Origin of the sequence: Colwellia sp., assembly GCF_013214175.1 — a bacterium.
GTDB lineage: Bacteria > Pseudomonadota > Gammaproteobacteria > Enterobacterales > Alteromonadaceae > Colwellia.
The window spans coordinates 537,673-550,709 of the sequence record NZ_JABSPA010000001.1 but is presented as its reverse complement, the minus strand read 5'-3'; the positions used below and the strand labels follow the sequence as shown (position 1 = coordinate 550,709).

At 38.9% G+C, this 13,037-nt stretch carries 10 protein-coding genes and 3 tRNA genes; 3 read left to right on the top strand and 10 right to left on the bottom strand.

Annotation, left to right across the window (positions count from 1 at the left end; translation table 11 throughout):
• Nucleotides 1-2 precede the first annotated feature (2 nt).
• From HRT55_RS02385 to HRT55_RS02365, 5 genes are all read right to left on the bottom strand, one after another.
• Nucleotides 3-75, bottom strand: a tRNA-Gly gene (locus HRT55_RS02385).
• 248 nt (nucleotides 76-323) lie between these two features.
• Nucleotides 324-905: a CDP-diacylglycerol--glycerol-3-phosphate 3-phosphatidyltransferase gene (gene pgsA, locus HRT55_RS02380; protein WP_291612104.1), complete on the bottom strand. Its 582-nt coding sequence runs from the start codon at nucleotides 903-905 to the stop codon at nucleotides 324-326.
• Nucleotides 906-1,088: 183 nt separating this feature from the next.
• Nucleotides 1,089-3,017, bottom strand: coding sequence for an excinuclease ABC subunit UvrC (gene uvrC / locus HRT55_RS02375; protein WP_291618520.1), 1,929 nt, complete (start codon nucleotides 3,015-3,017; stop codon nucleotides 1,089-1,091).
• Nucleotides 3,018-3,041: 24 nt separating this feature from the next.
• A complete protein-coding gene (gene uvrY, locus HRT55_RS02370) occupies nucleotides 3,042-3,686 on the bottom strand; it encodes a UvrY/SirA/GacA family response regulator transcription factor (RefSeq protein WP_291618518.1) in 645 nt (214 codons plus the stop codon).
• A gap of 145 nt (nucleotides 3,687-3,831) precedes the next feature.
• Nucleotides 3,832-4,113, bottom strand: coding sequence for a hypothetical protein (locus HRT55_RS02365; protein ID WP_291618517.1), 282 nt, complete (start codon nucleotides 4,111-4,113; stop codon nucleotides 3,832-3,834).
• Between the two features lie 714 nt (nucleotides 4,114-4,827).
• On the opposite strand from HRT55_RS02365, the gene fabA reads away from it, so the two are divergent.
• Nucleotides 4,828-5,343 carry a bifunctional 3-hydroxydecanoyl-ACP dehydratase/trans-2-decenoyl-ACP isomerase gene (gene fabA, locus HRT55_RS02360; RefSeq protein WP_291618824.1) on the top strand — a complete coding sequence of 172 codons (516 nt, stop codon included), beginning with the start codon at nucleotides 4,828-4,830 and terminating at the stop codon, nucleotides 5,341-5,343.
• 160 nt (nucleotides 5,344-5,503) lie between these two features.
• Here fabA and rmf read toward each other — a convergent pair whose 3' ends face one another.
• The 5 genes from rmf to rlmKL form a co-directional block, all read right to left on the bottom strand.
• Nucleotides 5,504-5,677 carry a ribosome modulation factor gene (rmf, locus tag HRT55_RS02355; protein ID WP_291618822.1) on the bottom strand — a complete coding sequence of 58 codons (174 nt, stop codon included), beginning with the start codon at nucleotides 5,675-5,677 and terminating at the stop codon, nucleotides 5,504-5,506.
• Between the two features lie 238 nt (nucleotides 5,678-5,915).
• On the bottom strand, nucleotides 5,916-7,757 hold the full coding sequence (locus tag HRT55_RS02350; RefSeq protein ID WP_291618515.1) for a DUF3466 family protein: 1,842 nt from the start codon (nucleotides 7,755-7,757) through the stop codon (nucleotides 5,916-5,918).
• A gap of 125 nt (nucleotides 7,758-7,882) precedes the next feature.
• On the bottom strand, nucleotides 7,883-9,808 hold the full coding sequence (locus HRT55_RS02345) for an ATP-binding cassette domain-containing protein (protein ID WP_291618513.1): 1,926 nt from the start codon (nucleotides 9,806-9,808) through the stop codon (nucleotides 7,883-7,885).
• A gap of 36 nt (nucleotides 9,809-9,844) precedes the next feature.
• On the bottom strand, nucleotides 9,845-10,108 hold the full coding sequence (locus HRT55_RS02340) for a glutaredoxin family protein (RefSeq protein ID WP_291618511.1): 264 nt from the start codon (nucleotides 10,106-10,108) through the stop codon (nucleotides 9,845-9,847).
• Nucleotides 10,109-10,124: 16 nt separating this feature from the next.
• Nucleotides 10,125-12,275 (bottom strand): bifunctional 23S rRNA (guanine(2069)-N(7))-methyltransferase RlmK/23S rRNA (guanine(2445)-N(2))-methyltransferase RlmL, encoded by a 2,151-nt coding sequence (rlmKL, locus tag HRT55_RS02335; protein ID WP_291618509.1) that lies wholly within the window; start codon nucleotides 12,273-12,275, stop codon nucleotides 10,125-10,127.
• A 303-nt stretch (nucleotides 12,276-12,578) separates the two neighbouring features.
• Here rlmKL and HRT55_RS02330 point away from each other — a divergent pair.
• Both HRT55_RS02330 and HRT55_RS02325 read left to right on the top strand, forming a co-directional pair.
• Nucleotides 12,579-12,655: transfer RNA gene (locus HRT55_RS02330), tRNA-Met, on the top strand.
• Nucleotides 12,656-12,799: 144 nt separating this feature from the next.
• A tRNA-Met gene (locus tag HRT55_RS02325) sits at nucleotides 12,800-12,876 on the top strand.
• Nucleotides 12,877-13,037: the final 161 nt, after the last annotated feature.

Below are 13,037 nucleotides of genomic sequence, written 5' to 3'. Positions count from 1 at the left end.
GGAGCGGCTAACGAGACTCGAACTCGTGACATTCACGTTGGCAACGTGATGCTCTACCAGCTGAGCTACAGCCGCTTAATTTAAAGTTTACAATTTCAACACTCTAATAAAACGATTAACTAAATAATGTAACATTAGCTTAGCTAAGTTCGCTTTACTTGCTGACTCCCTGTCAACAAAAACGCATTCTACATCTTAATATTTTCCAGTCAACTATTAAATCAACTTTTTATTCTAACTGCTTAAAAAGCGAGTTGTTTGTGCTATTTTTAACTAAAAGCCACTTTTAGTGGCTCTCTTTCTATCAATCTATTTAAAAAAGCTTACTGCCCTTTTAATTCAGGCCAAGCAGCTTTGAAATAACTAACCCCAGTAGTAACGGTTAATACGGTAGCAATAGAGTAAAAACCATATGAAAGGTAATTAATCACTTCATGAGGTAAGTAAAATAGAATCAATGGAATATCATAATCCGGTTGCCAAATAAGTCCCATAATACCGAGCATTTGCGCTGCAGTTTTATATTTACCCATATTAGAGACTGCGATGACATCACGTTTGCCTATAGAAGACATAAATTCGCGTAAAGCACTAATAAACACTTCTCGCGCTATCATGATAATTGCGGCAATAGAAACCAGCCATGAACTATAATCTTGGGCAATCATCACCAAGGCAACAACTACCATGAGTTTATCGGCCACAGGGTCTATAAATGCACCAAAAGCAGAAGATTGATTAAGTTTACGAGCAAGGTAGCCATCTAAGATGTCACTAACGGCTGCCAACCAAAAAACGGCAAATGCGCCAAAGTTACTCCATGAAAGGGGCAAATAGAAAATTATCAAGAAAATAGGGATCAAGATGATCCGAAACAAGGTTATTTGGTTAGGTATTGTCCACATTTACTTTTCACTGCAAGTATTTTTCTTTAGTTTACACAAGTTGTTATAGCAGTGCTACGGCAGAGTTGGACAAGTTAAGGTAAAACTTTGATTAAAGGCTTACCGGGCAAAATCTGGTTTGATTTATAGAGTCAGTTAGATAATGTTGCTAGGAGTTTGGCTTGTAATTATTATTTTTCAGCCTTACTTATCATGTAAGGCATTATGAATTTTCTCTGCTAAGACATGACTTATACCCGGCACTTTGGCTAAAGCGGTAACATCTGCTTGCATGACTTCTTGTAAACCACCCAAAAACGTTAATAAACTTTGACGCTTTTTCGCCCCTATCCCTTCAATTGACTCTAAACGTGACTTTTTACTGACCTTTTGCCGCTTCGCTCTATGTCCTGTTATGGCAAAGCGGTGTGATTCATCACGAATATGTTGCACTAGATGTAAAGCTGGAGACGTAGCCGGTAGTGAAATCAACTGATGACTACCTGCCAAGATCAAAGTTTCTAAGCCTGGCTTTCTCGACTCCCCTTTAGCAACCCCTACTAATAGTGGAGTTTTTGTTAAAGCTAATTGATTAAAAAACTCTTCGGCTTTAGCCAACTGGCCTTTACCACCATCAATAAAGACAATATCAGGCAACTTTTCTAAGGCGCTATGCTCTTCAGGCTTGTTCGGCTTGGCTTTTAACTTGCCATAGCGCTTATTTAAAGCAAAGGCCATAGCAGCATAGTCATCGCCTGGCGTAATGCCATAAACATTATAACGGCGATAATCGGTTTTGAGCGGACCATCTCTGTTAAAGACCACATTGGATGCTATGGTTTGTTGTCCCATGGTATGACTGATATCAAAACATTCAATACGATGAATGCCATTTTCTAGCTCAAATACTTCATTCAAAGCCACGAAGCGTGCTTGCATAGATTCTTTATGGCTATTACGTGTAACTAGAGCCGTTTGTGCATTAGTACCCGCGAGCCTTAAATATTGCGCTCGTTCACTGCGGGTATTCGCTGATATCTTAACTTCGTATTCTGCTTGTGCACTCAGTAGTGCCGCAATCTCAGTTACTTGCTCAATAGACTCTTTAATGACGATTTCTTTAGGTATATTACCTTGTATTTTGCCATGACTTTGTGTGTCATTTGATAAATAATGTTGAGCAATAAAAGCTTGTAATATGTCACTGTCACTACTTTCACTCGGCACCGTTGGGAAATAACTTTTACTGCCTAAAATTTTATGCTGCCTGATGAATAGTAGATGGATACACACTTGTGATTTCTCACGATATAAACCAACAACATCAAGTTCGGCGATATGACCGCTGACATGTTGTTGCTGCTGAACTTTCCTTAAGGTAACAATTTGGTCGCGATATTTTGCTGCAAGTTCAAAGTGCAATTCATTACTGGCTAATTCCATTTTTGTTACTAACTGCTCAATGACAGCAGAGCTTTTACCTTGTAGAAACAATTTGGCTAATTTAACTTGCTCTTGGTAGTCATCAACAGAAATTTTATCAACACAAGGCGCTGAACATCGACCTAACTGGTGTTGTAAACAAGGCCTTGACCGTGCTCGATAGTAACTATCTTCACATTGCCTAATAGGAAATATTTTTTGCATTAAGCGCAAGCTTTCCCAAACAGCACCAACAGTGGGAAATGGGCCAAAATATTCACCTTTGACTTTTTTACCACCGCGGTGTAAACCAAGTTTTGGGTGTTTATGAGCAGTGATCAATAAATAAGGATATGACTTATCGTCTCTAAGAAGAATATTGTATTTAGGCTGATATTTTTTGATGTAGTTATTTTCAAGTATCAGCGCCTCACCTTCGGTATGAGTGACGGTGACTTCAATAGCGGCAATTTGTTTAACTAGGACCTGTGTTTTGACTGAGCCAACATCTTTACGAAAATAACTCGCTAGACGCTTTTTTAATTGCTTGGCTTTACCGACATAAATAACCACTTGCTGACTATTATACATGCGATAGACACCAGCTTGTTCGGTCACTACACGCAAAAAAGCCTCACTATCAAAAGTTGAGGCTTGCGGGGGGGGAACTATTTGTTCACTGGCTAAATTTTCAGTATTCTTTTCAGACATTGAGATTAAGCTTCTTTTACAGACCTATAGCTTTTCTGTTTTTAACATACCATAGCGAATAGCTAAATGGGTTAACTCAACATCGTTGCTAACAGAAAGCTTTTCAAACATACGATAACGATAACTATTAATGGTTTTGGTACTCAAATTCAGATGCTCTGAAATAGCAGGAACTTTATCACCACGCGTTATCATGATCATAATTTGTAGCTCTCGATCCGATAAAGAATTAAAAGGGTTATCGTCAACCGATTTGAATTGGCTTAATGCCATCTTTTGTGCAATATCGGAAGGTAAGTAGCGTTGACCACTATTAACGGCACGAATGGCATTAACCATTTCATCTGGGCCGGATTCTTTTGTTAAATATCCTGCCGCGCCCATTTGCATCACTTTAGTTGGGAAAGGGTCTTCGGTATGCGCAGTTAACACAATAATTTTGACATCTGGTGCAAAGCGTAATATTTTTTTGGTTGCTTCAAGACCACCCATGCCCGGCATATCCATATCCATGAGTAAAACATCAGGCTCTTTTTGTCGACAGAACTTAATTGCCTCTTCACCTGTTTCACATTCGCCGACAACATTTAATCCTTTAACGCTGGTTAAGATTTTACTAATACCGACACGAACAAGATGATGATCATCAACCAATAGAACATTTATCACGCAGAACAGCCTTAATTAACTTATAGAGTAAGCCAGAATATAGCGAAAGCGCCGACTATTCAATTGAATCTTACCGAATAATAATGTCATTAAATTTATTACTAGCTCTGGCTGCGCTATAATTTTATCAATAGCTTAGCAGGTTTTAGAGCTTATTATTTTTCAGCCAGCTATTTAACAAACCTACCTGGCCATTTTTATAAGCGGCATAGGTTAATCGCACGGCATTGCTTAAAATAACACTATCAGACCAATTAGTTTGCTCACTGATTAACTGATAACAATGCTTAGCCTCTGGTGACATATAACCGCGCATTTCCTGCAAACCACGTTCTTTTTGCCGCTCACGGTAACGCTTTTGTTTTTCGGCATTACTCATAGCAACTTTCTTTAACGGTTGTGCACTCACTTGCTCAAGTTCTTTCATGTTATTTCAATTTATTTTTAGCTATATAAACCTATAATCACGTATAACGACTGCATAATCAAGGAGCCCTGTTAATTTGATATATACCCAAACAACCTCAAGATGCAGGATTCAGTTGGAATTAGAAACGTCTTTAGGCAAGGCATTGATTGAAGAGAATGGTTACTCCCTTGTCGAAATCAATAACGATGGATAAAACGTTTCTAAACCAGCCCTACGAGGACTATTGAGCAAATCATATTCATTGTTGCGTATGTAATTAGGGAATAACCATTAATAAAATACGCGCCTTGATTATGAATAGCTCAGCCGTCCTGAAACGAGCATATTGAAGTAGCTTGGGTATATACCCGTTACCATTCAAAGTGCTCGATTTCAGTCGGAATTTAAATGACTTTATACAAGGAAAATAACGTAAACATAGTCACTCTATATTTTTGTTTTTAACGCCGCATAGAGTCATTTAAAATCCATCAAAGAAGCGCTTGACCAACATCACTTCATCGTTATATCAATTTGAAATGGCAATAAGCATGTCTACATTGATATACCTTGAATTGAAATTTATCAAGCACTCTGAAACATGCATCTTGAATGGTAACGGGTATATGTCAAATTAATTATATTTTTTAACTGTTCGGAGTTGTTTAGTGTACAGCTGTACGCTAAAGTAGCCCCCTAAAATATATTATCGGATTTCAGCTTATTATGGCAATGCCACAACAAAACTCATACAGTAAAGAAGATTTAGTCAAAGCAGGTACAGGAGAATTATTTGGTGAAGGTAATTCACAGCTTCCTTCTGATAACATGCTGATGATGGACCGTATCATAACCATCACTGAAGAAGGTGGTGATCACGGTAAAGGTTACATAATAGCTGAATTAGATATAACTCCAGATCTATGGTTTTTTGATTGTCACTTTAAAGGTGATCCGGTAATGCCAGGTTGTTTAGGTCTAGATGCTATGTGGCAACTTGTTGGATTTTTCTTAGCTTGGACTGGTGGTCCAGGTAAAGGTCGTGCTTTAGGTGTGGGTGAAGTGAAGTTTACCGGTCAAATATTACCAACCGCTAAAAAAGTTACTTTCAAAATTGATTTTAAGCGTGTTATAAAACGTAAGCTTTACATGGGTCTTGCCGACGGTACTGTAAGTGTTGACGGTCGTGAAATTTATAGCGCAAAAGATCTTAAAGTAGGTTTATTTACTGATACCAGTAAGTTTTAGCCAAATTTTAGTGTAGAGGAAGTTAGCCTTAGTCATACGCTAATGATAATCTAACATGAGTAAAGATCAAAAAAAGCCCAGCAACTCGCTGGGCTTTTTAACATATCAATTCATTTACTTTTATTCTGATTGAACTGTTGTTGATAAAACAAGTAATTGTTTATTTAAACAGCCCCTGTTGCTTATCTTCTATGGCTTCTCGCCACCCGCCAAGCCATTGTGACTTAATTGCATCATTTTGGTACGGGCAATGTTCCTTAGAACGACCAGATATACCTGCTTGGTAACCTCTTGTGTGTGCCCTGTCCTGGCGATCGCGTTTTTGCCGCTTCATCATAAATACACGCTCCTTGGTTATTCTTAATAGACATATCAATAACAGTTACGATAAAATTTCTACAAGCAAAGATTACCCGCGCACTGATATTGCACAACTTCTCTAAGCATAGTTCAAAAAAGACGAAATACAATGCGTTAAATAGATAAACTACAGAGATAAAAAAAGCACTGGTAAAGTGCTTTTTGTATTTTTTACAATCAGTAGTAAAGTTTGTCAGCTTAATTTGTAATAGTTAGCGTTTAAAGCTTCTTCTACGCAGTCCAAAAACTGCTAACAGTGAGAACAACACCATTCCGCCAAAGCTCGCCCCTTGCCTTTCTACTTTATCTTCAACATCACCACAGTCTTCAACTTCACCACCAGGAATAGGCTCAAGTAATACCGCGCGCACTACATCTATCATTATCGGCTCACCACTGTCATCAAGTATTGGCTCACCTTTGGCGTCATAGCTTGCTGATTTGACTATGGCGGTAGCTGATATTTGGCCAGCATCATTAATGTCATTAGCTTTTAGAATATTATACTTAGACTTACATTCTAATAGAGTATTGACATCAATTATTACCGGTGAGTCACTGGCGGTATCGTAAATAAAGCCCGCAGTACGACGTGGATTTTGTGAACTCTCATTATGAGTTTCGATTTGTGCTTCACCAACAATAACTCCGGCGTTATTTACCCCAAATGCGGTACTCACTGAGGTAGTAAAGAAATCTTTTGGCATAACTGTTTTCATTTCATTATCAGGAAGGGTGGTATCAACATAAAAGAACTTTTTAACAAAAGTCTCGGTATTTCGAGTGTAACCAACAGCTAAGCCATTATCGTTAATATCATGGGCTCGAGAGAAAGGGTAAACATTACCTGAGCCAAAATAGTAATGCGGCTGGTTAAAGTCAAGAACTACGTTGTTACCGTTTTCATCCTTTTTAAATATTACCGCATATGAGCCTGTCATTCTTTCATTTGAGGCGGGAGTAACAACATCGGCATCATCCCAACCATGAGCATAACCAACAGCAATATCGTTATTATTTATCGCCAACGCTTGGCTAGAGAAGGCCCTATCATCGTCGGCATGTGGCTCTATCAATAAACCTAGCAACTCAGTTTCTGGAGTATCCGAATCTAACGCTCTAGCCTTAAACGCCTGAATATAATACATATTTCTTTGAATTTTCTGTATACAAATTTCTTCTGGAATATTAGCTAAAATAGCAGGATCAGCACAGCCACCATCAGCATCGTTTATATAGTCTTCTCTATTTTTACTTAGTTTATAACTGCTATAACCTACAGCCGTACCCTCTGCATTCATATCAAAAACGGCAGAAATACCGCCGCCATACTGCGTTTCAATGGGTGGAACAGGATAAATAGTCGCGCCATTATCAGGAGAGAAAAAACCACGTTGACCATGTTCTCGTAACCAAAATGTTCGAACGGTACCGGCACTATCGGTAAATTCAGGCATAGGTAAGTAAGGTGCAGAGGCAGTGCCAAAGGTAATGCCCTTGTCACTAATACCTTCAATTACACTGACAGTTGAGCGCGTTATAATACCTGTACAAGGACTGCCATCAAAGTCCGTATCAAAAACACAGATTTCTGTCGATGTATGACCTTCCCCTAGGTTAATCATAGCGGCAGTATCGGCAACCATTTGATATTCAAAGTTTGGATTGCTAACAGATGTATTCATTTCTTGTAGGTACATCTTTGACCAAGCAAGATCATTAGCTGTTGGGTTACCGGCCTTTAATGCTTCAAAATCTTCAATTGGCTCAAGGCCAAAATAATAATCATGCTGCACCAGCGCGTTATATTGTATTTGATTAAAATCATTCTCATCAAAGTAAGGAATAAATTGCACAGGGAAATTATAAGAGTTACTTCCCGATACAGCCATTACCCCGTGGATATTTTGTTTGCCACCGTAGGTATAACCAATATTTTCTGCAGAGCCTTTATCAACTACTTTATAAGTAGCGGCGTGACTAAAGCTAAGAACACTAAGGCTTAAGGCACTTGTTACTGCTAACACCAATATATTTTTTGCAAATTGCTTCATACTACTTATTAACTCTTTATAGTTGTTCTGTTTAACTAGCTTTGATTTGTTTAATAAATATAAGTTAACACAAATCAAAGTCTATAATTTAAGGCGTGGCCTGCAGAAAGCTAATGCTTACTTTTTTACTCGTCATCAAGCTCTTGCCATCTGGCATAGACAATCTCGAGGTTTGACTCACATTCTGCCAGCTGGTTCAAAACTTTTTGTGTTATTTTTTCGTCTTGACTGAAAAAAGCCGCATCATTCACTTGTGCTTGTAATTCATCAATCGAATTTTCTAATTGATCAATTTTTTCAGGTAACGCTTCAAGTTCACGCGCATCTTTAAAAGATAGTTTTTTATTCTTAACAGCAGGCTCTGTAGCCGAATTTTGTGCTTGCTTACTTTTATCTTCAGTAACTTTGCTTTTCTGCTGAGCACCATCTGCCATACTTTGACGCTGTGTTTTTTTAAGTGCTAGATAATCATCAACATCATCATAACCACCAACAATCTGATTTACCTGTCCTGTACCATCAAAATACAAACAAGTATTCACACAGTTATTAACAAAGTCACGATCATGGCTCACTAAAATAACGGTTCCGGCATAATTTGCAACAACTTCTTCAAGTAGCTCTAAAGTTTCAATATCAAGATCGTTAGTCGGCTCATCGAGAATAAGTAAGTTACTTGGACGTAAAAATAAGCGCGCCAGTAAGAGTCTATTTTTCTCACCACCCGATAAAGCACGAACCGGAGTACGAGCACGTTTAGGGCTAAATAAGAAGTCTTGCAAGTAGCCCAGTACGTGACGAGAACGGCCATTAACCATAACCTCTTGTTTACCTTCACCAACAATTTCTTGCACTGTTTGGTTTAAATCAAGTGCTTCTCTGTGTTGATCAAAATAAGCGATTTCTAAATTAACACCTGAGCGCATTTTACCACTGGTTGCCGCTTGATTTTCCATGATAAGCTTAATCAACGTTGATTTACCGGTACCGTTAGCGCCTATAAACGCTAACCTATCATTACGCGTAATAAGTAGATTGAGATTTTCAATTACTACATTATCACCAAAGGCTACGGTTACGTCTTCAGCTTCAAAGACTAACTTGCCAGAGCGATCACCCTGAGTAATATTCATGGTGCTTTGATTACGTACATCACGACGCGCGGTACGCTCAAGACGAAGTTTTTCTAACGAGCGAACTCGGCCTTCATTACGAGTACGACGGGCTTTAACGCCTTGACGAATCCATACTTCTTCTTCGGCTAATTTTTTATCAAATAGCGCATTTTGTTGCTCTTCAACTTGTAAATCATGCTGCTTTTGCTCGATATACAAATCGTAATCACCCGGATAACTTTTTAATTTACCGCGATCAAGATCTAAAATACGAGTAGATAAACCACGGATAAACGCCCTATCATGGCTGATAAAAATTATAGTACCGGCAAAGTCTTTTAAGAATTGCTCTAGCCACAACACGCTTTCAATATCTAAATGGTTAGTTGGCTCATCGAGTAACAATATATCTGGACTGGTAACAAGTGCTTTAGCCAACGCTACTTTACGTAACCAACCACCAGATAAGTCGCAAATTTTCGCATCTGCATCCAATGATAAAGTAGTCATGGCTTGATCAATGCGCTGTTCGTCTAGCCAAGCATTGGCTTTTTCAAGCTCTTCTTGCACGTTTGCTAACTTGTTAAGGTTTTTGTCACTTGGGTCTTCGCCAATCAAGTGAATTAAGGCGTGATAACGACGGATAAGTTCGGCATTTTCTTTTACCCCTTCAGCAACGTAGTCAAATACAGAGATATCAGAGGATTCTGGTGGATCTTGCTCTAACATAGACATTTTCATGGTACTAGACTTTAAAATCTGACCATCGTCTAAACCTTGCTTGCCCATTAATATCTTCATTAGAGTAGACTTACCGGCACCATTACGACCAACTAAACAAATACGTTCGCCGGTTTGTATACTTAACTCTGCTTTATCTAATATTTTATCTTCGCCGAAGGCAAGCTCACCATTGGCTATTCTTAATAATTCCATAATTCTTCTTAACTTCTAATAATTTGCTAATAATTGCTACAGGCTGAATTGTTCAACTTGTGCTTGGCTAAAAGGCCAAAACAACTTAGTATTTTTACTGCTGTCTTGTGCTAATTTTTCCAATACGGGAATATGTACACCATATAACTCAACCAGGGTTTGCGTTTCATGAGCAACCCCTTCTTGTTCGATAATATCAATTTCTATGAGCTGTGATCTCGGCAGTACTGCCAAACAGATAGCCAAGGCTTGCTCACATAGATGGCAACCTTCGCTGCCATATAAATTATATTTATTCATTATTGCTATTCACTACTTAGGTAGCTTTACGCTTAATAGACCAGCTATTATGAATATGTTTATTACGGGCAAAATCTTTATCACGAGTAACATCTGACATGGGCTCTGCACTTAAGCCCAGCTTATCTAACGCATCAAAGTCAATTTTGAAATTACGCTTGTTATTGGTGAAGAATATTTCCCCGCCTCTATTGAGTGACTTCAGTGCATCGGCTAATAATGTCACGTGATCACGCTGCACATCAAAGCTATCTTCCATACGCTTAGAGTTTGAGAAGGTTGGTGGATCAATAAAAATCACATCAAATTTATTAGTATTCTTTTTCAACCAATCTAAACAGTCTGCTTGAATAAATTGATATTTATGGCCGCTTAATTTATTCAAAGCAAAATTATCTTGTGCCCAGTTAAGGTAGGTATTTGACATATCAACCGTAGTAACTGATAACGCGCCATGCACGGCTGCTTGTACTGAAACCGAGCCAGTATAGGCAAACAAATTAAGTAATGACTTGCCTTTCGATTTTTTCGCTACAATCTGACGGGTTTTACGATGATCTAAAAATAAGCCAGTATCAAGGTAATCCCATAAGTTAATCTTAAACTGGGCACCATGTTCATTGATAGTAAGAGATTGTTTCGATTTGTCTAAACGCTGATATTGATTACTGCCCCTTTGCTTAGCTCGGGTTTTCAAAACAACTTTATCGAGAGGAATATCGAGTACCTTAGGCGCCCAATAGATCACTTCTTGTAGACGTTTCTTGGCCTTTTGCTCTTCAATAGTTTTTGGCGCGGCATACTCTTGTATTACTAAATACTCACCATAAATATCAATAGCTACATTATATTCAGGGATATCACCGTCATATAAGCGGTAAGCTTCAATTTCGTTGGACTTTAACCAACCTTTTAAATTTTTACGGTTTTTCTTGAGACGGTTAGCAAAAGCGCTATCTTGCTCGGCAAAGTCGGATTGCGGGTTTACCGCATCTTTTGCTCTTTGCTTTTCATCAACATTGTATAAGGCTAATTGACAATCTAACGGGCCATTTTTAAATTTGTAACGTTTAAAACTCGACAGTTTCAGCATAGCGAGTAAGTCGATATTCGCCGTTAATATTGCCACACGCCATTCCATAAACTGCGCTTTAAGTTTTTGACCAAATAAAACAAAGTTTTCGACTAGCTCAGGCAATTCACCAATACGTTCGCCATAAGGAGGGTTAAATAACACGGTACCCGGTCCACCAAAAGTGTTATTCATATCGTTGGTGTTTTTACAGGAGAACTCTATATATTGTTGTAAACGTGCATTCCTGGCATTTTGTTGTGCCGTTTTTAATACCCGACCATCAATATCAATACCAAAGACTTTAACGTTTTTAAGGGTCGCTAGTGATTGTTCAGAACTATCTATGGCTTGCGCTAGCTGCTCTTCCCAGATGTCATTATCATGGGTTAACCAAGACTCAAAGCCCCATGACACTCTATTAAGTGCCGGTGCTTGTTTCGCGGCCATTGCCACAGCTTCAATTAAAATTGTGCCTGAGCCACACATAGGATCGACTAATGGCTTGCTGGTATCAGCTAACCAACCCGAGCGTATTATCAACGCCGCAGCTAAGTTTTCTTTTAAAGGTGCCGCGCCGCTATGTTCACGATAGCCTCGTTGGAATAAACCACGACCGGAAAAATCAAGAAAAATGTGAATGTGGTCTCTTAGTAATCGAGCTTGGAAACTAATTTGTGGTGATTTTTTATCAACATTAGGACGCTCAAAACCTTGCTCTCTAAATTGATCAACTATCGCATCTTTAATGGTTAAGCCACCAAACTGGCTATTACGAATTTCTTCACTGTAACCAACAAAGTCAATAGCAAAGGTAGTTGTTGAATCAAAAACATCTGGCCAGTTAATACTGCTAGCGGCTTTAAATAACTCGTCTTTATCTTTTGCTTCACCTTCTCCCAGCTTAAGCATGATGCGGGTAGCAAGGCGCGTCCAAAGAGATATTTTATATCCCAACGCTAAAGAAGCTTGAAAATAAACGCCTTCTGGTTTTTGTACAACGCGGTCTGCGCCGAGGTTTTTTATTTCATCGAACAGTAAAACTTCAATACCTGGTGATGTTAAAGCTAAAAATTGGTGCATGGATTCTTTCATTGTGCATTTCCGGGGTAAGCAGCAGAGTAAACTATGGGCGCGATTATATACATAAACACAAAGCACATAAACAAAAGTTAACTTTAACTAGCATAAACCGCCTGATTTTCACCCGTTGCGGATAACAATTGAGCGAACAGTGTTATTTTAAGAAAAGCGCTTGCTTTATCGATGCGCTATCCTTACTATACGCCTCGCTTTCAGGGAGTAACCTTTATTGAAAGAAACTTCTCGCAATAAGAAGTAAAATATTGTGGCTTGTTTAAGCATCTACTAGCAATAGTAATTCTTAAACCATTCGGACGCGGGATGGAGCAGCCTGGTAGCTCGTCGGGCTCATAACCCGAAGGTCGTCAGTTCAAATCTGGCTCCCGCAACCAACTTCACTCAAGTATAAAGAGTAGGTCGTCAGTTCCCTCTTCATCAGATAAGGGCACCCGCAACCAATTCTCTGATAATAGAATTAAAACAATTATTGGCTTGTTTAAGCATTACTAGTAATAGTAATTCTTAAACCATTCGGACGCGGGATGGAGCAGCCTGGTAGCTCGTCGGGCTCATAACCCGAAGGTCGTCAGTTCAAATCTGGCTCCCGCAACCAACTTGTCTTTTTAAAGAGATAAGTATAAAAAGTAAATTCTTAAGTTTGAATTAAAACAACTTGGCTTTCCTACTTCAATGTAGGTCATTCGGACGCGGGATGGAGCAGCCTGGTAGCTCGTCGGGCTCATAACCCGAAGGTCGTCAGTTCAAATCTGGCTC